This window comes from Streptomyces sp. PL-25 (assembly GCF_058344915.1).
Window position 1 is genome coordinate 2,083,998 of record NZ_CP136997.1, and the last position, 21,253, is coordinate 2,105,250.

At 71.4% G+C, this 21,253-nt stretch carries 20 protein-coding genes and 1 pseudogene; 8 read left to right on the forward strand and 13 right to left on the reverse strand.

Annotated features, from left to right (window positions below; genetic code table 11):
* Positions 1-531: 531 nt before the first annotated feature.
* The 4 genes from R4Z62_RS09265 to R4Z62_RS09280 form a co-directional block, all read right to left on the reverse strand.
* Positions 532-1,077 carry a hypothetical protein gene (locus R4Z62_RS09265; RefSeq protein WP_491519529.1) on the reverse strand — a complete coding sequence of 182 codons (546 nt, stop codon included), beginning with the start codon at positions 1,075-1,077 and terminating at the stop codon, positions 532-534.
* Positions 1,078-1,119: 42 nt separating this feature from the next.
* Positions 1,120-1,656, reverse strand: a complete 537-nt coding sequence (locus R4Z62_RS09270) for a hypothetical protein (RefSeq protein WP_491519530.1) — start codon at positions 1,654-1,656, stop codon at positions 1,120-1,122.
* 58 nt (positions 1,657-1,714) lie between these two features.
* Positions 1,715-1,993, reverse strand: a complete 279-nt coding sequence (locus R4Z62_RS09275) for a hypothetical protein (RefSeq protein ID WP_491519531.1) — start codon at positions 1,991-1,993, stop codon at positions 1,715-1,717.
* Positions 1,994-2,455: 462 nt separating this feature from the next.
* A complete protein-coding gene (locus R4Z62_RS09280; protein WP_491519532.1) occupies positions 2,456-3,064 on the reverse strand; it encodes a TetR family transcriptional regulator in 609 nt (202 codons plus the stop codon).
* An 81-nt stretch (positions 3,065-3,145) separates the two neighbouring features.
* Here R4Z62_RS09280 and R4Z62_RS09285 point away from each other — a divergent pair, with 81 nt between their 5' ends.
* Positions 3,146-4,066 (forward strand): NADP-dependent oxidoreductase, encoded by a 921-nt coding sequence (locus tag R4Z62_RS09285; RefSeq protein ID WP_491519533.1) that lies wholly within the window; start codon positions 3,146-3,148, stop codon positions 4,064-4,066.
* Between the two features lie 56 nt (positions 4,067-4,122).
* On the opposite strand, the gene R4Z62_RS09290 is transcribed toward R4Z62_RS09285, so the two are convergent.
* On the reverse strand, positions 4,123-5,574 hold the full coding sequence (locus R4Z62_RS09290; RefSeq protein ID WP_491519534.1) for an amidase: 1,452 nt from the start codon (positions 5,572-5,574) through the stop codon (positions 4,123-4,125).
* 138 nt (positions 5,575-5,712) lie between these two features.
* On the opposite strand from R4Z62_RS09290, the pseudogene R4Z62_RS09295 reads away from it, so the two are divergent.
* A pseudogene (locus R4Z62_RS09295) lies at positions 5,713-6,337 on the forward strand (TetR/AcrR family transcriptional regulator).
* Between the two features lie 173 nt (positions 6,338-6,510).
* Here R4Z62_RS09295 and R4Z62_RS09300 read toward each other — a convergent pair.
* From R4Z62_RS09300 to R4Z62_RS09310, 3 genes are read right to left on the reverse strand one after another with little or no spacing between them, the layout of a single operon-like run.
* On the reverse strand, positions 6,511-7,080 hold the full coding sequence (locus R4Z62_RS09300) for a cysteine hydrolase family protein (protein WP_064532946.1): 570 nt from the start codon (positions 7,078-7,080) through the stop codon (positions 6,511-6,513).
* Positions 7,077-7,337 carry a DUF397 domain-containing protein gene (locus R4Z62_RS09305; RefSeq protein ID WP_491519535.1) on the reverse strand — a complete coding sequence of 87 codons (261 nt, stop codon included), beginning with the start codon at positions 7,335-7,337 and terminating at the stop codon, positions 7,077-7,079. The genes R4Z62_RS09300 and R4Z62_RS09305 overlap by 4 nt, the downstream gene beginning before the upstream one ends.
* Positions 7,318-8,145 (reverse strand): helix-turn-helix domain-containing protein, encoded by an 828-nt coding sequence (locus R4Z62_RS09310; protein WP_491519536.1) that lies wholly within the window; start codon positions 8,143-8,145, stop codon positions 7,318-7,320. The genes R4Z62_RS09305 and R4Z62_RS09310 overlap by 20 nt, the downstream gene beginning before the upstream one ends.
* A gap of 90 nt (positions 8,146-8,235) precedes the next feature.
* On the opposite strand from R4Z62_RS09310, the gene R4Z62_RS09315 reads away from it, so the two are divergent.
* A complete protein-coding gene (locus R4Z62_RS09315) occupies positions 8,236-8,682 on the forward strand; it encodes an ATP-binding protein (RefSeq protein WP_355477570.1) in 447 nt (148 codons plus the stop codon).
* Between the two features lie 81 nt (positions 8,683-8,763).
* Here R4Z62_RS09315 and R4Z62_RS09320 read toward each other — a convergent pair whose 3' ends face one another.
* Complete coding sequence (locus R4Z62_RS09320) at positions 8,764-9,783, reverse strand: aldo/keto reductase (RefSeq protein WP_355477646.1); 1,020 nt, start codon at positions 9,781-9,783, stop codon at positions 8,764-8,766.
* Positions 9,784-9,966: 183 nt separating this feature from the next.
* Here R4Z62_RS09320 and R4Z62_RS09325 point away from each other — a divergent pair, with 183 nt between their 5' ends.
* Positions 9,967-10,557: a TetR/AcrR family transcriptional regulator gene (locus R4Z62_RS09325; protein ID WP_355477572.1), complete on the forward strand. Its 591-nt coding sequence runs from the start codon at positions 9,967-9,969 to the stop codon at positions 10,555-10,557.
* Between the two features lie 36 nt (positions 10,558-10,593).
* Here the strand turns inward: R4Z62_RS09325 and R4Z62_RS09330 are convergent, their stop codons facing one another.
* Both R4Z62_RS09330 and R4Z62_RS09335 read right to left on the reverse strand, forming a co-directional pair.
* Complete coding sequence (locus R4Z62_RS09330; RefSeq protein WP_491519537.1) at positions 10,594-12,123, reverse strand: glycosyltransferase family 39 protein; 1,530 nt, start codon at positions 12,121-12,123, stop codon at positions 10,594-10,596.
* A gap of 1 nt (position 12,124) precedes the next feature.
* Positions 12,125-14,368 carry a bifunctional glycosyltransferase 87/phosphatase PAP2 family protein gene (locus tag R4Z62_RS09335; RefSeq protein WP_491519538.1) on the reverse strand — a complete coding sequence of 748 codons (2,244 nt, stop codon included), beginning with the start codon at positions 14,366-14,368 and terminating at the stop codon, positions 12,125-12,127.
* Positions 14,369-14,922: 554 nt separating this feature from the next.
* Here R4Z62_RS09335 and proP point away from each other — a divergent pair.
* Positions 14,923-16,290, forward strand: a complete 1,368-nt coding sequence (gene proP, locus R4Z62_RS09340; protein WP_355477578.1) for a glycine betaine/L-proline transporter ProP — start codon at positions 14,923-14,925, stop codon at positions 16,288-16,290.
* 101 nt (positions 16,291-16,391) lie between these two features.
* On the forward strand, positions 16,392-17,066 hold the full coding sequence (locus R4Z62_RS09345; RefSeq protein WP_355477580.1) for an O-methyltransferase: 675 nt from the start codon (positions 16,392-16,394) through the stop codon (positions 17,064-17,066).
* A gap of 47 nt (positions 17,067-17,113) precedes the next feature.
* Here the strand turns inward: R4Z62_RS09345 and R4Z62_RS09350 are convergent, their stop codons facing one another.
* Positions 17,114-17,545 carry a hypothetical protein gene (locus R4Z62_RS09350; RefSeq protein ID WP_064532962.1) on the reverse strand — a complete coding sequence of 144 codons (432 nt, stop codon included), beginning with the start codon at positions 17,543-17,545 and terminating at the stop codon, positions 17,114-17,116.
* Positions 17,546-17,692: 147 nt separating this feature from the next.
* Here R4Z62_RS09350 and R4Z62_RS09355 point away from each other — a divergent pair, with 147 nt between their 5' ends.
* Positions 17,693-18,127 (forward strand): DnaJ family domain-containing protein, encoded by a 435-nt coding sequence (locus R4Z62_RS09355; protein WP_064532964.1) that lies wholly within the window; start codon positions 17,693-17,695, stop codon positions 18,125-18,127.
* A gap of 55 nt (positions 18,128-18,182) precedes the next feature.
* Positions 18,183-18,701: a GNAT family N-acetyltransferase gene (locus R4Z62_RS09360; protein WP_491519539.1), complete on the forward strand. Its 519-nt coding sequence runs from the start codon at positions 18,183-18,185 to the stop codon at positions 18,699-18,701.
* Positions 18,702-18,754: 53 nt separating this feature from the next.
* Here the strand turns inward: R4Z62_RS09360 and R4Z62_RS09365 are convergent, their stop codons facing one another.
* Entirely contained in the window at positions 18,755-20,842 is a 2,088-nt protein-coding gene (locus R4Z62_RS09365) for an MDR family MFS transporter (RefSeq protein ID WP_491519540.1), read from the reverse strand.
* Between the last annotated feature and the right edge of the window lie 411 nt (positions 20,843-21,253).

Consider the following 21,253-nt stretch of genomic DNA (forward strand, 5'->3'; position numbering starts at 1 on the left):
TGTAGGCGTAGCCACCGATGGTCTGGGGCTTGTCGAGTTCGAGGAGCGGGTCGACGCTGATGAAACGGCCGGTGGCGGGGTCGTAGTCACGGGCGCCGCTGCGGCCTACGCGCTGATCGCGCTCACGGCCTTGACGATGGGCCTGCGCAACGCCACCGTCCCCCCGTCCGCAAACCGGGGGTCGTCCACCACGACCTGGCCGCCCCCCTGCTGCCCGCCGCGCTGGCGGCGGGGGTGCTGGCGGTCGTTGCTTCAGGACGGGAGTGAGGGCCTGGCCAGACCAATCACGTCGCAGGCAAAAACAGTCTTCGGTCAGCGAACGCCAAGAGGATCCCCGTGACAAGGGTCGCTCCCCAAAAATATCTGGGAATAATCCCCGATGGAAAGAAACGCAAGAAATCACACACCGCGATTCTTCACCCTCATGCATCGACGCGGCACCAATAGGCCACAGCCGGCACAGCAAATTTCACATCCCGCGCACTCAAACACAATGCGACGGAACCGAAGGGTCCAGAAACCGAGACGGATCTATCGCAAACCCAAAATCTTTAGGTATGTCGGATTGAATCCGAACTCTGGATGCTTATCCAGGATGCACGCCAGACCCCTGTCAACGAAGGCTGATACCTGACTCATGAAGTCACCCAATCGACAACGTCCGACGACAGGGTCCCATGAGCGCACAATATCCAACCCTCCCTCCACCGAAACAACGTCTATCGTCATATCATTCTCCGTAAAGCTAATCTTGCCTTCGCCACCCCCCTGCACCTCCCGAGCGGAAAGGAGAAGGCAAAACATGAAGTCCACGATCGGAACACCGAAGAATGACTCACCCCATTGACCGTCAACGGAGAACGAGATATCCGTCTCGAAATAGCCGTACCTGATGTCCATCTCGCTCGCCGTTACGACCCCTTCAACCTCCCCAGCCGAAAGCTCTCTCATTGTTTCGCAATCGAAGTCGATACTTATCATTTTCTCCCCCCGTATATCGGAACCCACTTCTCGCCACTGGCAAGCGTGATGATCCCGTCCCACTCCGATGGCTTCGCATTTCTTCCAACCGAACATCTGCTCTTCGTCGATCAGATACCTGGCGATCTCTCTCGGGTTTCATTCAAGGCCATCACGGAGAGACCGCAAGAATTCCAAGAATCCACGCGCCACAACTTGTAGTTCAGATTTTCCCACCTCGTAAGCGGCACCCAGAAGGGAGCCGCCTGCGAGTCGGATCACCTCTCCCGTTTGCCGATCGATGGCAAACAATCCGCCACCGCCGTCGGATCCGAATACGACGATCGGCGTGTCCGGCGGACCGCTCACACATGTCGGCTGAGCGCCCTGCAGACCACTCACCACTTCCTCGGCTTCTTGAATGAAGAACCCTGGTCCGACATCGGGAAGAGAGACACACGCCACATACGAGTAGAATTCGATCAGATTTCTGACGCTTCGGTCGCACAGAATCGCCGCGAGCGCGTCACGGCTGCTGCAGTCAGTCGACCGGGTTACATAGTGTTCGCCCGGCGGATATCCATGCCTTGTCTCGAATCCCGCAACAAATCGCGGGACGAGGGATGACATTTCGTCGAGCCACACCTCGATGCTCGCTTCAGAACTCATCTCCTGTGCTTCCTCAAGGCCGTCCACGACACCAACCCCCGCCCCGGCGACTCCCCCGTGTGCTTTGACCAGCCGCACCCACAGATCACTCGTGGCGGGCGAAATCCGGCACGCCCTCAGCCGACGCCGGATCGTCGATCGACCGTGTCGGAGCGCCTTCTGGTGCGCGAACCCGCGAGACAGAGATGCCGTGCAGGCAAGCATCGCACCACAAGAGCACGTATCCGACGCGGGTTTCGGGCTTGACGATATACCTGACCTCAAGCCGGCCCTGGCCGCAGTCCGGACACGAGACCAGGCCCACCTCACCCTGCCGGTCGGCCACCTGGCCCAGTACCCGCAGCCATGCCGCGCGATCAGCCATCAGCCCGACCTCCCGTTGTAAAAGTTCCAGAACTGGTGCTCCGAGCCGTAGACAGCCCGTTCCCAAGTGGATCAGCCCAGCTGATCAGCCTGGTCAGTGCCCCATAAGATTCAGATTCCAACATCACGCAACAGCTCCTCATTTGAACTTAATGTGAGCGATAGCCTGCGCCGTTCCGGCGGTGGACGGTGCGGAGGAGTACTTGATGTCGGACAGGGTCTTGGGGCCGGCGGCCTGGTGGTCGGTGACCGTGTCGTAGGTCCACTCGGCGAGCTTGGTGCCCGTGGCAGGGGCGACGTTGGTGGTACGGGTGCGGACGGGCTGGACGCCGTGGTCGCTGTCGCCGCTGTCGCTCTGGGAGGTGACCAGACCGTAGACCGGGTCGTAGGTGCGCGGCCTGTGCGAGGGATCGCGCTCTGGCGGTGACGAGTCCCCGGGCGGTGGGTGCCGGAGGGTGCCCGGCTACTGGACCGCGGTCGCGCGTACGGCGGTGAGCGCCCGGCGGGTCAGGGGGCCGAAGTCCTCGCCGGTGCCGGTGTCCGTGTCGGTGTCCGCGCCCGTTTCGGTGTCGGTGGCGGTGGCGATCCACTGGTCGTAGGCGATCTCCCAGACGAGTGTGCCCAGTTTCGCGGCCATGCGGGCGGTCGGGGGCGGGGTGCCGCGGCGGGTGAGGGCCTCGGTCATCGCGGTGGTCAGCTCGGTCCGTTTCAGGGCTTCGCGTTCCAGCAGTTCCGTGTTGGCGTTCAGTACGGCCTGGCGCCGGGCGCTGAACTCGCGGCGGTCGGCGGTGAAGAAGGTCCGGCCGAGGGTGTCGAGTGCGTGCGCCACCGCGTCGAGCGGTCCGGCCTCCGGGGGCGCCGAGGCGATCGCTTCGACGAGCAGACCGGTCAACGCGCCCCGGCCGAAGAGCACCTCGCGCTTGTCCGGGAAGTACCGGAAGAACGTGCTCTTGGTGAGTCCCGCGCGCTCCGCGATCTCGATGACGGTCGTGTTCTCGTAGCCGTGCTCCTCGAAGAGGTCGAGGGCGGCGGCGGCGAGTCGTCCTGGTGCGTCGGGTTGCCATCGGGCCATGGGAACAGTGTACGGGACTTGGTCCCATCACCGTGTAGGGTCGATGAGACCAAGTCCCATCACCGGTCGAGGAGATCACCGATGAGCAGAGCCGTCCGTTACCAGCGCTTCGGCGGTCCCGAAGTGCTCGAACTGCGGGAGATACCCGAGCCGCACGCCGCCCCCGACGAGGTCCGCGTCCAGGTCACCGCCGCCGGGCTGAATCCGATGGACTGGCAGATCGCCGCACAGCCCGACATGGCGGCGCGGTTCGGGATCGCCCTGCCGGCCGGGTTCGGCAGCGACTTCGCCGGGGTGGTGGACGAGATGGGCGCCGAGGCCACGGGGTTCGCGGTCGGCGACCGGGTGTACGGGGCCGCGATCGGGCGGTCCGTCGCCGATTTCGTGCTGGTCAAGACGCCCGCGGCAGATCTGTGGCCCACCCCGGAGGGCGTCGGGGACGAGGTGGCGGCCACGCTTCCGGTGTCCGGCCTCACGGCCGCGGCCGCGCTCACCGCGGTCGGGCTGCGTTCCGGGGACACCGTCCTGATCGGCGGGGCGGCCGGTGGAGTGGGCATCTTCGCCGTGCAGTTGGCGAGGCTCGCGGGTGCCCGGGTGCTCGGCACCGCCTCCGAGGGGACGTTCGGGTTCCTGCGCGGGCTCGGCGCCGAACCCGTGGCGTACGGCCCCGGCCTGGCGGACCGGGTGCGGGCCCTGGCGCCCGAGGGGATCACCGCCGCGACGGACCTGTTCGGCAGGGAGGCGGCCGAGACCGCGGTCGAACTCGGCGTGGCACCCGAGCGGATCTCCGTCGTGGCCGACGGCCCCGCCCCGCCGCCCGGTGTGCGCAGGGCGGGTGCCTACGACGCGGGTCCGGGCGACCTGGAACGGATCGCCGAGGCCGTCCGGTCCGGCGGGATCACGGTGCCGGTCGCGGCCGCCTTCCCGGTCGAGCGGATCCGCGAAGCCGTGACGACACAGGCCGGGCGGCACGTCCACGGCAAGATCGTGATCACGCTGTGAACAGGCGATGTTCCGTATGAAGTGCGGTGTCCGCTCCATGCCCGGCGGCGCGTTCCTCAGCGGGGAGGGCGGTTCCCGGCCCATACCGTGGGGGTCCGGCCCGACCACGGGCTCGCCTGTTCGAGCTGGCCGGCGAGGCGGAAGAGGCGGCTTTCGAGGCCGTATCCGGCGGCGAACTGCATTCCTACCGGAAGCCCCGTCCCGGCATCGGCCGTCACCGGTACGGACATGGCGGGCGTGCCCGCCACGTTGAACGGCAGGGTGAACGGCGACAGGTCGGTGATGCGCTCGATCCAGCCGAGGCCGTCCAGTGCCTCCGCACCCTCGGTGTGCGTGCCCAGCGGCAAGGGGAGCTCCGGCAGGGTCGGCGTGAGGAGGATGTCGTACGCGTCGAAGTACCGCGCCAGGCTCCGGGCCACCCGGTTCCGCATCGCGAGAGCGGTGAGGAACCGCGCGCCGCCGACCCGCTGCCCGTAGTGGTAGCCGGCGAGGGTCGCCGGTTCAAGGGTCGAGGAGTCGACGGGACGGCCGAAGGCGGCGGCCAACTCGTCGACCAGGGCGGTGAGGTTCACCGTCATGATCCGGGCGTTGGCCACGACGAACTCCTCCCAGTCGGCGCCGAGGTCGACCTCGGTCTCCGCCACCCGGTGACCGAGGGATTCGAGCAGTCGCACGGTGCGGGAGAGGGCGTCGGCCACCGGTGCGGTGGTGCGGCGTCCGCCCCACGCCTGGGCGAGGACACCGATGCGCAACGAGCCCGGAGGACGGGTGACTTCCTCCGCGTACGGCCGTGACGGCTGCGGGGCGAAGTAGGGGTCGCCCGGTTCCGGGCCGCTTATCTGGTCGAGCAGTACCGCACTGTCGCGTACGGTGCGGCTGACGCCGCCTTGCACGGCCAGGCCGCTGAAGACCTCGTCGACGCCGGGCCCCATGGACACCCGGCCACGGGTGGGTTTGATCCCGAAGAGGCCGTTGCAGGCGGCGGGGACACGGAGCGAGCCGGCGGCGTCGGTGGCATGGGCGACCGGGACCACCCCTGCGGCGACAGCGGCGGCCGCGCCTCCGCTGGAGCCGCCCGCGCTCCGCTCCGGGTCCCAGGGGTTGCGGGTCGCGCCGTACAACGCCGATTCCGTCGAGATGCCGTAGGCCAGCTCCGGTGTCGCGGTGCGCCCGAACGTCACGAGTCCGGCGCGGCGGAAGCGCCGCATCAGTGCGGAGTCGGAGGCGGCGACGTTACCGGCCGCCAGACGGCTTCCCAGCTCCGTCCGCCGGCCGGCCATGGTCACCGCGATGTCCTTGATCAGGAAGGGGACGCCGGCCAGGGGTGCGCTGCCGGGGGCCGGTTCGTCGTCGGACGGCCAGGTCTCCACGACGGCGTTGATCCGCGGATCGACCGCCTGTACCGCCTCGCGTGCGGCCGCCTCCAGTTCGGCGGGGAGCACCTCGCCCTCGGCCACCAGCTCTGCCAGCCCGACCGCGTCGAAGCCCGCGTATTCAGAAGCTTTCACTGCCACTCCTCGGCAAGAACAGACAGGAACGAACAAGAACGATACCGATTAGTCTTGGACGATACCCTACGGTATCGAAGGGGGCTGACTGGTACCGTGGCGAGGTGCGGACCCCACGATCGGAGTGACGGAGCAGTCATGGCATCGAGCCTCAGCAGGCCGGGCAGAGTGGCGAAGCTGCCGCCGCGTGAGCGCATCCTCGACGCGGCGGAGGAGCTCTTCCAGCGAGAAGGGATCCGGCAGGTGGGGGTCCAGGCGATCGCCGACAGGGCCGAGACCACCAAAATGGCGATCTACCGGCATTTCGAGACCAAGGACGCGCTGGTCGCGGAGTGGCTGCGGATCGTCGCCGCCGATTATCAGGCGGCCTTCGACCGTGTGGAAGCCGCGTACCCGGACCGGCCCGAGGAGCAGATCCTGGGCCTGGCCCGCTTCATCGCCGAGGGGCTGCCGACGATCTCGTACCGGGGCTGCCCGTTCATCAACTCCCTCGCCGAGCTGCCCGACCGGCTGCACCCGGCCCGGCAGGTGATCGAGGAGCACAAGGCCCACCAGACCCGCAGGCTGATCGCCATGTGCGCCGGTGCCCGGATGCCCGACCCCGAACAGGCCGCGGCCGAGATCACCTTCGTGCTCGAAGGGGGCGCAGGTCAGTACGCAGAACGGCAGCATCGACCGGGCGGGAGACCGTCTGATGAAGATCGTCGAGGGAATCGTGGCCCGGCACCGCTCCGACGTCGGTACGTCCAGGGCGGCCGACTGACCGCCCGTGCCGCTTCGATGGCTCCGGACGGCTGCGCCCACCCGCGCGAGCACGGTCAATTCCCCAGGTACCGGTGACTTTCGCCGCCGGGAACCACGTGGACGCCCCTTCGGGAAGCGGACCTCGTGGTGTCGAGGCCCGCTCTCGCCCCGGAGGCCGGGTTCAGTCCGCCGTCACTTCCCGGCCGGGGCGCTCTCGAAGTCGACCGAGTCCGTCTGGATCGTGCCCGCTGTGCGGCCCGGGGCCCGCTGGTAGGTCCAGTAGAGGTTGGTGTGGGCGATGACCTGGGGGACCGGTGGGGCGCCCCAGGCGGTCTTGTCGCCGGCCGTGTGGGCGTCGGCGACCAGGATCGTGTCATAGCCGCGCACCAGGGCGCCGTGCAGCGTGGAGCGGACGCAGGCGTCCGTCTCCGCGCCCGTCACCAGGAGCCGTCCCACACCCAGGTCCGACAGGACGCTCTCCAGCGTGGTGTCCTCGAAGGAGTCGCCGTAGTTCTTGTGGACGAGCGCCTCCCCCTCCGCCGGGGCCAGTTCCGGGACGATCCGCCAGCCGTCGCTGCCCTTCGCCAGCCCGTCGTCCGCGTGCTGCACCCACACCACCGGTACGTCCGCCCGCCGGGCACGCTCCACCAGCGTCGCGATGTTCCCCACCACCGCGTCCCGCTCGTGCGCCCCGCCCACCACGTCCACCTGGACGTCCACGACCAGCAGCGCGGTCCCCGGCCGGTTCTCCAGGGTCGTCACCGCTCCCCCGCCTCCGCCGCCCAGTCCACGAAGCCCGCGAACGTCCCCGGGCGGAACGTCAGCATCGGTCCGCCGGACACCTTGGAGTCCCGTACGGCCACGGAGGCGCAGGGGGTGTCCGCCACCTCGACACACTGGCCGTTCTGGTCGCCGCTGTACGTCGACTTGCGCCAGGCCAGGGGCCCGAGCGGCGCGCACTCCACGCACTCGCCGCCCTGGTCTCCGCTGTAGCTGGACTTACGCCAGTTGCTCTCCATAGCGGTCCTCCATCACTCGCCGGATCAGCTCCGCCGAGTCCTTGAGGGACAGCGCGGCGGCCCGGAGGTGATCGTAACGGAGCGAGCAGTCCGCAACAGTGTCTGGATTCGCTGTCGGATGCCCGCTGCCATAGCTCTCCGTGTACACAACGGTCGGGTCGCTCTGGAAGCGGTAGACGTCGAACGAGCCTTGAAGTCCGGCATGCGCTCCGGCTTCGTACGGGAGAATCTGTACGTTGATCCGGGGCGTGGCCTCGAATGTCAAGAGGTGCGCGAGTTGGCCCTTCATGGTCTCTGCCCCGCCGATCTCCTGGTGGAGAACAGCCTCACTCAGGACAGCCCAGAACACCGGCGGGGCCTTCTTCTTGAAGACTCGCTGACGCGCCAGTCGCGCAGCGGTACGGCCGTCGACATCGTCCTGATCGAGGGCACCGAGCACCGCACTTGCGTAGTCCTTCGTCTGAAGGAGGCCAAGCACCATGTGCGTCTGGAAGGAGCAGATCTCCACGGCCCGCAACTCCAGCTCCGCCACTTGCTGGAACCACGCCGGAAGCTGACTTCGCATCACCAACTCGACCAGCCGCGACAGCAGTCCGCCCGTGCCGAGCGCGGCGTCCACGCGTTCGCTGAACTCCGCTGTCGGCAGCTTCCGGGCCGTCTCCACCTGGCCCACCAGCGAGCCCGTGTAGTTGACGACCTCCCCTAGTTGACGTTGCGTCAGGTTCGCGGCCTCGCGGAGGCGGCGCAGCTCGAAGCCGTAGTAGTCGAGCGGCGAGGCCCCGGGGTCGAGGACGTTGATGTTGGTCACGCGAGGTCCCCTTTCCTCGGACTGCCCACGGGCAGACCCGTTGTATCCAGGCAATAGCCCAGAGTAGTGACCACAGGTCAGTCTCGTACCGTGAACGACTACTTCCCCTCCGTTCTGGCAGGCCCCCGCCCTGCCCAGTACCGCCTGATCCTCACCGCCGGTGAGCACTCGGCGGGTCATATCCGTCGTATCGTCCGCACGCACCTGGCCGAATGGGGCCTTGCCGAGCTGACCGACGCCGTGGAACTGGGCGTGACCGAGCTGGTCGCGAACGTCGTACGGCATGTCCCCGACCGCCACTGCACGCTGGTGCTGCTGCAACGGGAGGCCGGGGTCCGGGTGGAGGTCACGGACGGTTCGTCCGAACTGCCCGTGGCCCCGGCCGAGGTGCCCTGGGAGGCGGAGAGCGGGCGCGGGCTGCTGCTGCTCGACGCCGTGGCCGACAAGTGGGGTGTGGACCGCTGGAGGCAGGGCGGCAAGACCGTGTGGTTCGAGTGCGGTCCCGCGCCCTGCCCGCCGGATCAGGTGCGCGGCTGAACCACCGGATCCGCCCACGGGCGGCCGTGCCCCGACTGCCGTCCCGGACTGCCGTCCCCGGCTTCCGGACCCGGCAGCCGGTCAGCGGCGGCGCAGGGCCGCGTCCAGCAGGGCGGGCGGGGTGTCGAACTTCTCCTGCGGGGCGAGGTCGGTGCCGGGCGCGACGATCCCGTCGACCGCGTCGAGGACGTCGGCGGGAAGCACCGTGTCGGCGGCGGCGAGCTGGGCGCGCAGGTGGTCCAGGGTGCGCGGGCCGATGAGGGCGCAGGTCACGGCCGGGTGGGCGGTGACGAAGCCGAGGGCGAGCTGGATCATGGTGAGCCCGGCGTCGTCGGCGACCTTCGCGAGCCGTTCGACGGCGTCCATCCGGGCGCGGTTGGCGGGCACGGTCAGGTCGAAGCGCTCGGGCAGGATGCGGGCGCGGTGGTTGGTGAGGCCGCGGTCCGCGCGGACGGCGCCCGAGAGCCAGCCCGAGGCCAGCGGTGACCAGACCAGTACGCCCATGCCGTACTCCTGGGTGACGGGCAGGACATGGGCCTCGATGCCGCGCTGGAGCAGGGAGTAGCTGGGCTGCTCGGTGGCGTAGCGGCCGAGATGGTGCTCGCGGGCCGCCCACTGGGCCCGCACGATGCGGTGGGCCGGGAAGGTGGAGGAGCCGAAGGCACGGATCTTCCCGGCGCGCTGGAGGTCGGTCAGGGCCGACAGGGTCTCCTCGTCGCCGGTGGCCGGGTCCCAGCGGTGGATCTGGTAGAGGTCGACGTGGTCGACGCCGAGGCGGCGCAGGCTGGCGTCGAGCGCGGTGACCAGCCAGCGGCGGGAGGAACCGCGGTGGTTGCGCTCCTCGCTCATCGGCATGCCCGCCTTGGTGGCGAGCACGATGTCGTCGCGGCGGCCGGCGATCGCCCTGCCGACCATCTCCTCGGACTCGCCGGTGCCGTACATGTCGGCGGTGTCGATGAGGTTGATCCCGGCGTCGAGCGCGGTGTCGACCAGGGCGGTGGCCTCCTCCTGCGTGGTGCGGCCGATGCTGCCGAAGTTCATGGCGCCGAGCGCGAGGGTGCTGACCTGTACGCCGGTGCGGCCCAGGGTGCGGTACTGCATGCGGATGCTCTCCAGGGAACGGGGGCAGGGGTGGCCGACGGGCCGCCGCTCTGCCATGATGAACAAGCGGAACGTTGCTCCGTTAACGACGACGATACGGAACAGCGCTCCGCTTTGGCAACGGCGACCGCGGTGGAATCAGTGGGTCCGGTGGAGTCGCGGTGGGAAAGGGGCGTACGCACGGTGAGTGAGAGCGACGGGGGCGCGGGGAGCGCGTCCCGGGCCAGGCGGGCGGACGCCCTGCGCAACCAGCAGACCCTGCTCGACGCCGCCGCCGCGGTCTTCGTCACCTCGGGCGTGGAGGCGCCGGTCCGGGACATCGCGGCCAGGGCCGGGGTCGGCATGGGCACCATCTACCGGCACTTCCCGACCCGCGCCGACCTCGTCGTCGCCGTCTACCGGCACCAGGTCGAAGCCTGCGCCGAGGCCGGGCCCGCGCTGCTGGCCGAAAGCGCCAGCCCGCACGCCGCGCTGGGCCGCTGGATCGACCTCTTCGTCGACTTCCTGGTCACCAAGCACGGCCTCGCCGCCGCCCTCCAGTCCGACGACGCGGGCTTCCGCACCCTGCACGCGTACTTCCTCGACCGGCTGCTGCCCGTCTGCGCCGAACTGCTCGGCGCCGCGGCCGAGGCGGGCGAGACCGGCCCGGACGTGACCGCCTACGAGCTGATGCGCGGGGTCGGCAACCTCTGCATCGGCGCGGAGAACGACCCGGAGTACGACGCGCGCCGCCTCGCGCAGCTCCTCGTGGCGGGACTGCGCCGGGAGCGGTGAGCGGCGGGCCCGACGGCGCGCCGCTCACCGGTGCCGTCAGCGCCCGCAGCGGCCGGGGCGGGCGTAGCGCAGGACCTGCGCGCCGTGCACGTGGACGCGTGCGCAGACCTCGAACTGCCGGTGCAGCACGTCCCGTTTGACGGCCTCCTGGGGGTACGGGTCCAGGGGCTGCCCCGGCGGGTCGGCGAGGGCGACGATCCGGTCGGCCGCGAGGATGCGCCGCCGGATCTCCGCGGCGGGCAGCTCGGTGCCCTGGAGGGTGGCCGAGGCCGCCGGCGAGCCGGACAGGGCCAGATCGTCCAGGCGGGCGTAGAGCGCGGGGCGGGACAGCAGCCACTCGCGGCGCCGGGCGGGCAGGAACAGCACACCGTCCCCGGGCCGGGCCAGCCGCCGCACCTCCCGGGAGACGGCGACCACGTCGTCCTTGCGGCTCTGCGGTGAGCGCACCGCCAGCGACCACGGCAGCAGCACGGCCACCGCCGCCACGGCCGCCAGGCACGCCACCGGCACCCGGACCGCCCGGCGCCACCGGGCGCGCCCGGCGACCGCGCGGTCCAGGGCGGCGCCCGCGAGCAGCGCGGTACCCGTCATCCCGTAGATCACGTACCGGTCCACGTACCAGGGCTTCACCAGCGACACCGTCATCAGCAGCCCGGCGGGCAGGACGGCCAGCCCCAGCCCGAGCCGGACGAGCGTCACCCGGCCGCGCGCCTCACCACCCCTCCCGGGCTCGCCGGTCCCGTCCCGCGACAGCCACCGCGCCAGCAGCGCGCAGACCGCCGCGACGGCCGCGTACTGGAACCACATGGCGGCGCTCGGGCGGCCCAGCCAGCCCAGTTGACGGTCGGCCTGACGGGCGCTCAGCACGGCCAGCGGCAGCAGGGCGGCGAGGACGGCGGCCGAGGCGAGGGCCCAGCGGCGCCAGGTGCGGCGCGGCGCGCCGAGCCGCCACAGGGTCAGAGCGTGTGCGGTGAGCGCCAGGGCGGCGAACTCGTGCAGCCAGCAGGCCACGGCCAGGAGCACCGCGTACCCGGCCCACCAGCGGCGGCCCGGCGCGTCCAGGGCGCGCAGGAAGAAGTACGTGGCCCAGGTGACCGCCGCCGTGACCAGCGCGTACGAGCGGCCCTCCTGCGCGTACTGCTGGGTCACCGGCAGCACGGCGAAGACCGTACCGGCGAGCACGCCCGCGCGGCGGCCCGCGAGCCGGGCGCCCGTCACCCCGACGCCCGCCGCCGCCAGCGCCGTCGCCAGGACCGAGGGCAGGCGCAGCGCGAGCAGGCCGCCGTCCCACAGCGCGAACACGGCGTGCATGAGCAGGTAGTAGAGGCCGTGCACGGCGTCGATGTGGCCCAGCAGCCGTCCGATGTCCCCCAGGGACCGGTGGGCCACCTGGTGGGTGACGGACTCGTCCCGCCACATGCTGTCCCGCCGCCCGATCCCCCACAGGCCGAGGGCGAGCGCCAGGGCGGCGGGCAGGGCGGCGGGCAGGGCGGCGGGCAGGGCGGCGGGCGCGACGGTGGGCAGAGCGGCCCGCACCGTCGTGCGTGGCGAGGCCGTACGCGTCATCTCAGCGCGCCGCCGATGCGGGTCTGGGGCCACCCGGGTCGGTGTCGGTGTCGGTGTCGGTATCGGTGCCCGTGGCCTGGGACGGGATGGTGGCCGAGCCCGCACCGGCGGACGGGGCCGCACCGGCGGACGGGGCCGCATCGGCGACCGGAACCGGACCGGTACCCGAGCCCGCACCGGCGGACGGGACCGCCCCCGTGGTCAAGGCCGCGCCGGAGACCGGGGCCGGGGCGGCCTTCCGGAGTTCCGGCGGGCGGGTTGCGGTCGTCCGCGCGCGGGGGCCCGACAGCAGGTAGGTCACCGTGAAGCCCGTGGCGACCACGGTGGCGCCGCCGACCGCGTCCAGTACCCAGTGGTTGGCGGTGCCGATGATCGCGGAGACGGTGAACAGGGGGTGCAGCAGGCCGAGGGCCTTCATCCACCAGCGCGGTGCCACCACGGCGATCACCACACCGCACCACAGGGCCCAGCCGAAGTGCAGGGACGGCATCGCCGCGTACGGGTTGGTGAGCGCGGTCAGGGCGCCGTACTCCGGTTTGGAGAAGTCCTGCACGCCGTGCACGGTGTCGATGAAGCCGAAGCCCGGCATGAGCCGGGGCGGGGCCAGCGGGTAGAGCCAGAAGCCGACCAGGGCGAGCAGCGTGGCCACGCCCAGGGCGGTGCGCGCCCACCGGTAGTCGGCCGGGCGCCGCAGGTAGAGCACGCCGAGGACGGTCAGCGGCAGGACGAAGTGGAACGTCTCGTAGTAGTAGCTGAGGAAGTGGTCGAGCCGGGGCAGCCGGACCATGGCGTGGTTGGCCCAGTGCTCTATGTCGAGGTGCAGGAAGTGCTCCAGGGAGTGCACCTGGCGGCCGTGGTGCTCGGCGGTGGCGCGGTCCCCGCGCGCGACCACCCGGACCTGGGAGTAGGCGGCGTAGGTGACGCGGATCAGGAGCAGTTCGAGCAGGAGGTTCGGGCGGGTGAGCACCCGGCGCAGGAACGGGACGAGCGGGACGTGCCGGAGGCGGGCGGGCACCGGGTCCGCGTAGCGGGTGGCGACCGGGGTGCGGTAGTGCTCGTCGGCACGGGACAGGAACGGCACGGCGGTGGCCGCCGCCAGGGCCGCCAGCAGGACGAGGTTGTCGCGCAGCGGGTTCAGGACCGCCATCTGGGGCAGCATCGCCCGCGCGGGCAGCGTCAGCACCAGCACCACGGCGACCGGCCACACGTACCGGTCGGAGGCGCGCCGCCCGGCCCGGCCCGCGACCGAGAGCAGCACCCACAGCAGCTGGTGCTGCCAGGCGGTGGGCGAAACGGCGATCACGGCGCAGCCGGTGACGGCGACCGCCAGCAGGAGCTGTCCGTCATGGGCGTAGCGGACCGCGCGGCGCAGGGCGAGGACGGCGACGGCGGCGGCCAGGGCCAGGAACAGCGCGATCTCCAGCGGGCCGGTCAGCCCGAAGCGCAGCAGGGCGCCGTGCAGGGACTGGTTGGCGCGGGCGTCGGCCGGACCGCCGAGGCCGGTGCCCGCGCAGTGGCGGATCCAGTACACGGCGGAGTCGTGCGGCATGGCCGCCCAGGCGAGGGCGGTGCCCGTGGCGAAGGTGGCGCCGGCCGCGGCGGCGGCCCGTCTGCGTCCGGTGCACCACAGCAGCGGCGCGAACAGCAGCGTGGTCGGCTGGAGCGCGGCGGCGAGCCCGACGAGGAGGCCGCCGGTGCGTTCGCCGCGCACGGCGAACAGGCCGAGCAGCACCAGCAGCACCGGCAGGACACCGGTCTGGCCGAGCCAGAACGCGTTGCGCACCGGCAGGGACAGCATGAGCAGGCTGATCGCGACGGGCGCGGCCAGCAGCGCGGTGCGGCGCCCGGCCGGCTGGGGCAGCGCGCGGGCGGCGACCAGGCCGAGGGCGACGACCAGCAGCAGCGTGCCGAAGATCCAGCTCCAGCCGAGGGCCCGCTCGGCGGCGTTGGTCAGCGGTTTGAGGACGAGGCCGCTGAAGGGGGTGCCGGTGAAGCTGGCCGTCTCGTACAGGGAGCCCTTGACGTGCAGGACGCCGTGCGGTCCCACCCAGGTCTCCAGGTCCGTCAGCCGGTCCCCGCGCGGGGTGGCGAGGACGACGGCCACCTGCCGTATCGCGAGGAGCCCGGCGATCAGCCACAGGCCCAGCCGGGCCGCTCTCAGGCGTCCTCCGGCGGGTGCCGCGGCCGCCGCCGCACCGCCCCCGAAGGCCGCCACCGGTCCGCCGCTGTGCTTCGCATCCGCCACGCCTCGTCGGCCTCCCGCCCCACTCGTCCCGCGCGCTCGCGAATCCGCGTGCCGCGTCCCGTGCGCCGGGACGTCTGCCTGTCCCGGTACGAACCCTTACGAACCCTATGAGGCGCGCGGCACCGCCACGGAAGCCCCCCGTGAGGCGCCGGCCCCTCCCCGGAAGACGCCCCCGGGCCGGGTTCCACCTGTCTCCCGGTCCCTCGTACCCAGTCGTGGGGCGCGACAAGGATCACAACGCGGAACCGTGCCGGACGCCCCGAAGCGGGCATACGTCCCTGCGTATCGCCCATTTGAGTGCTCTGTGCATCGACCTGCTTACACCACGCAAGGGGAGCAAGCGGTCGTATGGTCGATTTCTGGCCCACCGCGAACGTCGCTTTCCAGCCATGTCACGCGGGGGCCGCTTTCGGTCCGTACCCCGTGCGGACCGGTGCCGGACCGCCCCGTGCGGACCGGTGCCGGACCGCCCCGTGCGGACCGGCCGGACCCGGCGACAGCGCCGCCGCGCGGGTCGCGTCCCTGCCCCCGTCGAAAGGTAGGCGAGCGAAGCCTTGTCGGCTGCCACCGTCACCGCACCCCGCCCTGTCACTCTCACCAAGAACCGCTCCGACGCCACGGTCACCGACCCGGCGCTCGTACGGCGGGCCGTGAAGGCCGCCGCGCTGGGCAACGCGATGGAATGGTTCGACTTCGGTGTCTACAGCTACATCGCGGTGACCCTGGGCAAGGTCTTCTTCCCCTCCGGCAACCCCACGGCCCAGCTGCTCTCCACCTTCGGCGCCTTCGCCGCGGCCTTCCTGGTGCGCCCGCTGGGCGGCATGGTCTTCGGCCCGCTCGGCGACCGCGTCGGGCGGCAGAAGGTGCTGGCCGTCACCATGATCATGATGGCCGCGGGCACCTTCGCCATCGGCCTGATCCCGTCGTACGCCACGATCGGCGTGGGCGCCCCGATCCTGCTGCTGGCCGCCCGCCTGGTGCAGGGCTTCTCCACCGGCGGCGAGTACGCGGGCGCGTCCACCTTCATCGCCGAGTACGCCCCCGACCGGCGCCGCGGCTTCCTCGGGAGCTGGCTGGAGTTCGGCACGCTCGCCGGGTACATCGGCGGCGCGGGCCTGGTCACGCTGATGACGGCGCTGCTGTCCTCGGAGGACCTGGTCTCCTGGGGCTGGCGGATCCCGTTCCTGATCGCGGGCCCGATGGGCATCATCGGCCTGTATCTGCGGATGCGCCTGGAGGAGACCCCGGTGTTCGCCGCCGAGGTCGAGAAGTCCGAATCCAGCCGTCCGAAGGTGCCGCTGCGCGAGATGGTCGCGGGCCAGTGGAAGGCGCTGCTGCTCTGCATGGGCCTGGTGCTGGTCTTCAACGTCACCGACTACATGCTGCTGTCGTACATGCCCAGCTATCTGACCAGTGAGCTGAAGTACGACGAGACGCACGGGCTGCTGGTCGTGCTGGCCGTGATGGCGCTGATGATGATCGTCCAGCCGTTCGCCGGGGCGCTCACCGACCGGATCGGCCGCCGTCCGGTGATCGCGGCGGGCTGCGCGGGCTTCCTGCTGCTGTCCGTCCCCGCGCTGCTGCTGATCCGCCAGGGCAGCCTGCTCGCCATCGGTCTGGGCATGGGCGCGCTCGGTCTGCTCCTGGTCTGCTTCACCTCGGCGATGCCGTCCGCGCTGCCCGCCCTCTTCCCGACCCGGGTGCGCTACGGCTCCCTGTCGATCGGCTTCAACATCTCCGTGTCGCTGTTCGGCGGCACCACCCCGCTGGTGGTCACGGCCCTGATCGGCGCGACCGGCAACATGATGATGCCCGCCTACTACATGATGGCGGCGTCGCTGATCGGCGGTGTGGCGGTGTGGTTCATGGCGGAGTCCGCCGGGCGCCCGCTGCCGGGTTCGCCGCCCTCCGTGGAGTCGTGAGCGCCGGGGCCGCAATTCGCTGACACTGTTCGTGCCGCCGGGCTATATTCGTTAGCGCAGCTAGTTAGCGGATCTAACTAGGCACACGAAAGGCATGGTGCATGAGCGACTCGCAGCTCTGGGACGACGTGGACGCCTACTTCTCCGGCCTGCTCTCCCCGGAGGACGAATCCCTCCGGGCCGCGCAGCGGGACAGCGACACCGAGGGCCTGCCGCAGATCAACGTCACTCCGAGCCAGGGCAAGCTGCTGCACCTCCTGGCCCGCCTCCAGGGCGCCCGCAACGTCCTGGAGATCGGCACGCTGGGTGGCTACAGCACCATCTGGCTGGCCCGCGCGCTGCCGGAGGACGGCCGCCTGGTCACGCTGGAGTACGACGCCCACCACGCCGACGTGGCCCGCCGCAACCTCGCGCACGCCGGGCTCGACCGGATCACCGAGGTGCGGGTGGGTCCCGCCCTGGAGTCGCTGCCCAAGCTCGCCGACGAGAACCCGGCCCCCTTCGACCTGGTCTTCATCGACGCCGACAAGGTCAACAACCCGCGCTATGTGGAGTGGGCGCTGCGACTGACCCGCACCGGCAGCCTGATCATCCTGGACAACGTGGTGCGCGGGGGCGCCGTGACCGACCCGGACAGCACCGACCCGAGCGTGCGCGGCACCCGCGGCGCGCTGGAACTCGTCGCCGAGCACCCCCGCCTGGACGGCACCGCCATCCAGACGGTGGGCAGCAAGGGCTACGACGGCTTCGCGCTGGCCCTCGTGCTCGACGACTGAGCCCCCGTCGCCCGCCCGCCCGCCCGTCCGGGCCGCGCGCGGCCCGCTCACACCTCGTGGTAGAAGCCGACGCTGAGGCTGCGCGGGCTGGTGCGGTCCCGGACGACTATCTCGCCCGAGCCGCCCCGGGGCAGTTCGGCGGTGGCGCCGTAACCGAGCGGGCCGCCGCCCTGCGCGCCGAGCTGTGCCCTGCCCGGCGCGCCGCCCTGCGCGCCGAAGGTCAGCCGGACCTCGGCGGACGGTTCCGGCTGCGAGCCGCGCAGCCAGGTGACCCGCCAGGCGCCCCCGGCTCCGCAGCGGAACTCCAGGTGGACGCGGGAGACGAACAGCCAGTCCTCGGGCGTCGCCAGCCGGCACACGGCCCGGTCCCGGCCCACCCGCAGCACGGCACCCGGCTCGCTGGGCGCTTCGGCCATCAGCATGCCCGCGGTGCTGCCCGCGTCCGTCCCGGCGACCGCGGCCATGGTGAGTTCGAGCACGTGCGCTCCTCGTGGTTCGGGGCGCCCCGGGCCGCAGTCTGCGCGTGCCCGGCCGTGCGCGCCAACACCGGTCGCGGAGCGCCCGGTTGACGCACCGCGGCGGAATGATAAATCGCCTGGGCGGGGCATGTCCGGCACAATGAGCCCATGACCGAGCGAAAGCCACCGGGTGTGCCGTTCGAGTCCTGGGTCGAGAAGGAGATCCGCGACGCGCAGGCGCGCGGCGCCTTCGACCGGCTCCCCGGCGCGGGCAAGCCCCTCCCGGACGACACCACGTACGACGAACTGTGGTGGGTCAAGCGCAAGCTCGCCCGCGAGGGCCTGTCCGTCCTCCCGCCGACCCTCGCCCTGCGCAAGGAGGCCGAGGACGCCCTTGCGGCGGCCCACGCGGCCCCCTCGGAGAGCGCCGTCCGCCGGATCGTCGCGGACATCAACACCAAGATCCTCGACATGATGGTGAAGCCGCCACCCGGTCCGCCGCTGGGCCTGCGACGGTTCGACGTGGAGGAGGTCGTGGCCGAGTGGCGCGCACGGCGGGGAGGGCGGGAAGCACGGGCGGCGGGCGACGGCTCGTCCGGCTGACGGGCGGGTGATATCCGGTTGCGGACGCGTGTGGCCCGCCGGTGAGAATGTGCGCATGCCGCTGCCGCCGTCGACCACCGCCGTGTCCTGGAGCGTGAGCCCGGAGCCGTACGACTCGCCGGTCGCCGCCGCTCTGTGGCGGGCGTACTACACCGAGGTCAGCGACCGCTGGTATCTGCTGCACGAGGGGCGCCGCACCGGTCCGGACGAGCTGGAGCGGGAGATCGCCGCCGTCACCGGGGCGGAACTGGCCCCTCCCACCGGGCAGTTGCTGCTCGGGCGCTACGAGGGGCGACCGGCGGGAACGGCGGGGGTCCGGCTGCTGGACTCCGGCACCGCCGAGCTGACCCGGGTGTTCCTGTACGAGCAGGCGCGCGGCCGGGGCGGCGCAGCGCTCCTGGTCACCGCCGCCGAGGAGGCGGCCCGCACCCTCGGCGCCCGGCGCATGGTCCTGGACACCCGGCACGACCTCGTCGAGGCCCGCGCCCTGTACGCCCGCCTCGGCTACACCGAGACCGGACCCCACAACGACTCCCTCTACGCCGAGCACTGGTTCGCCAAGGCCCTGCGCTGAGGCGCCCGCGTCTCCGCCATCGCGTCGCGGCACGGTGCGTCGCGGCGCGGCGGTCAGAGCTGCCGGGTGACCGGGCGTCCGTCGTGGGGGCGTTCGCCGTCGGAGCCGCAGAGTTCGCCGGTCAGTTCCTTCACGAGCTGGGTCAGGTCGGTGGAGCGGCCGGGTTTCCACCAGTCGCCCAGGAGCTCGGCGAGGGACTCCTCGCGGGCGTGGGCCAGCCGCTCGGCGACCTCGCGCCCCTGGTCGGTCAGGACGAGGTCCAGGCCCTGCCGTTCGGCCAGCCGGCGTTCCTCGACCTGGCGGGCCGCCTCCAGGATGACGGTCAGCGGCACCGGGACGCGCTCGGCGAGCAGGGCCGGTTCCACCCACCCGAACTTGTTGATCCGCAGCACCAGCCAGCTCGCCGCGGGCAGCAGGTCGTAGCCCGCCCGCGCGGTGATCGTCCGGTAGATCTCGCGCCGCCCCTCGCGGGTGCCCAGCACCGACAGCGCCCGGCACACCTCGTCGTACGAGGACCGCTCCACCGGGTTGGTGGCGAGCGTCTGCGTGCCGTCCGGCGCCGTGACCGAGCCGCGCAGCTTGTCCTCCTTCAGGAGCCAGGCCAGGAGGAAGGCGAGAAGGGCCACCGGGGCGGCGTAGAGGAAGACGTCGGTGATGGCGGAGGCGTACGCGTGCAGCGCGGCCGGGCGTAGAGCGGGCGGCAGGGCGCCGATGCCGCGCGGGTCGGACTTGAGGGCGTCCGCCGTCACGCCCGGCGGCAGCCGTGTGCCCCGGAAGGCGGCGGCGAGCTGGTCGCCGAGCCGGCTCGCGAAGACCGTACCGAAGATGGCCACGCCGAACGAGGCGCCGATGGAGCGGAAGAAGGTGGCGCCGGAGGTGGCGACGCCCAGGTCCTCGTAGCTGACGGCGTTCTGCACGATGAGCACGAGGACCTGCATCACCAGGCCCAGACCGAGACCGAAGACGAAGAAGTACGCGCTCATCTCGGCGGTGGAGCTGTGCTCGTCGAGCCGGTGCAGCAGGAGCAGGCCGACGGTGGTGACGGCGGTCCCGGTGACGGGGAACACCTTCCAGCGCCCCGTCCGGCTGACGATCTGCCCGGAACCGGTGGACGCCAGCAGCATGCCGACCACCATCGGCAGCATGTGCACACCGGACAGTGTCGGCGAGATGCCCCGCACGACCTGGAGGAAGGTCGGCAGGTACGTCATCGCGCCGAACATCGCGAAGCCGACGATGAAGCTGATCACCGCGGAGAGCGTGAAGGTGCGGACGCGGAACAGCTTGAGCGGCAGCACCGGTTCGGCCGCCCGGTGCTCGACGGCGACGAAGGCCGCCGCGAGGAGGACGCCCAGCACCGCGAGGCCGATGATCTGCGGCGAGCCCCAGCCCCAGGTGGTGCCGCCGAGCGAGGCGACCAGCACCAGGCAGGTGGCGACCGAGGCGATCAGCAGCGTGCCGAGGTAGTCGATGACATGGCGCTGCGTCTTGCGCGGGATGTGCAGCGCGGTGGCGATCACGGCGAGCGCGACCACACCGACGGGCAGGTTGACGTAGAAGACCCAGCGCCAGCTCAGATGCTGGGTGAACAGACCGCCGAGCAGCGGCCCGAGCACACTGGTCGCGCCGAACACCGCGCCGAAGAGCCCCTGGTAGCGGCCGCGGTCGCGGGGCGGCACGACATCGCCCACGATCGCCATGGACAGCACCATCAGCCCGCCGCCGCCCAGCCCCTGCACGGCCCGGAACGCGATCAGCTCGGGCATGTTCCGCGCCATCCCGCACAGCGCGGAGCCGATCAGGAAGATCACGATGGCGGTCTGGAACAGCTTCTTGCGGCCGTACTGGTCACCGAGCTTGCCCCACAGCGGGGTCGCGGCGGTCGACGCCAGCAGATAGGCGGTGACCACCCAGGACAGATGCTCCAGGCCGCCGAGGTCGCTGACGATGGTGGGCAGCGCGGTGGAGACGATCGTCTGGTCGAGCGCGGCCAGCAGCATGCCCAGGAGCAGCGCGCCGATCGAGACGAGGACGTTGCCCGGGACGTGCTCGGAGTCGTCGGGCGCGGCGCCGCGCGGCGCCGTCTCCGGCACCTCCGGGGTCTCCGGGGTACCGGTCGTGCCGTGTCCATCCCCGGCCATGGCGACCTCCCGACGCTCGCGTGACACCCTCCATCGTCACCAATGTGTCCGGTTATGGCCTGTCGAGTCCCCTTCGGCCGCCGCCATTCCGGGGGCTTCGGGGAGAAGGTGTGGAGGGGATCTGCATAATCCTTGGAGTTCGGACTGGGAGGGGACCGGCGCGTGGAAGAGCCGAAACGGCATGTCTGCCCGGAGTGCGGGGCACCCCGCAGCGCGGACAACTCCCCGTCGTGCGCCTGCGGCCGCCGGGCGGCCGATGCCCTGCGCGACGCGCGGACGGCGGAAGCGGCGCGGGCCGAGGACTTCGACCCGCTGCGGATACGGCCATACGTGAATCCCGGGGACCCCGGAGACCCGGGTGACCCCGCAGACCCTGGAGGCCCGGGTGACGCCGGAGGCCCGGGTGGCCCC

Excerpts from the sequence above, each read along its gene's own strand:
- R4Z62_RS09265 (WP_491519529.1), bottom strand. The coding sequence starts at position 1,077 with ATGTTCGGTTGGAAGAAATGCGAAGCCATCGGAGTGGGACGGGATCAT.
- R4Z62_RS09275 (WP_491519531.1), bottom strand. The coding sequence starts at position 1,993 with ATGGCTGATCGCGCGGCATGGCTGCGGGTACTGGGCCAGGTGGCCGAC.
- R4Z62_RS09280 (WP_491519532.1), bottom strand. The coding sequence starts at position 3,064 with ATGGCCCGATGGCAACCCGACGCACCAGGACGACTCGCCGCCGCCGCC.
- R4Z62_RS09285 (WP_491519533.1), top strand. The coding sequence starts at position 3,146 with ATGAGCAGAGCCGTCCGTTACCAGCGCTTCGGCGGTCCCGAAGTGCTC.
- R4Z62_RS09305 (WP_491519535.1), bottom strand. The coding sequence starts at position 7,337 with ATGGAGAGCAACTGGCGTAAGTCCAGCTACAGCGGAGACCAGGGCGGC.
- R4Z62_RS09320 (WP_355477646.1), bottom strand. The coding sequence starts at position 9,783 with ATGCAGTACCGCACCCTGGGCCGCACCGGCGTACAGGTCAGCACCCTC.
- R4Z62_RS09330 (WP_491519537.1), bottom strand. The coding sequence starts at position 12,123 with ATGACGCGTACGGCCTCGCCACGCACGACGGTGCGGGCCGCTCTGCCC.
- R4Z62_RS09345 (WP_355477580.1), top strand. The coding sequence starts at position 16,392 with ATGAGCGACTCGCAGCTCTGGGACGACGTGGACGCCTACTTCTCCGGC.
- R4Z62_RS09355 (WP_064532964.1), top strand. The coding sequence starts at position 17,693 with ATGACCGAGCGAAAGCCACCGGGTGTGCCGTTCGAGTCCTGGGTCGAG.
- R4Z62_RS09360 (WP_491519539.1), top strand. The coding sequence starts at position 18,183 with ATGCCGCTGCCGCCGTCGACCACCGCCGTGTCCTGGAGCGTGAGCCCG.
- R4Z62_RS09365 (WP_491519540.1), bottom strand. The coding sequence starts at position 20,842 with ATGGCCGGGGATGGACACGGCACGACCGGTACCCCGGAGACCCCGGAG.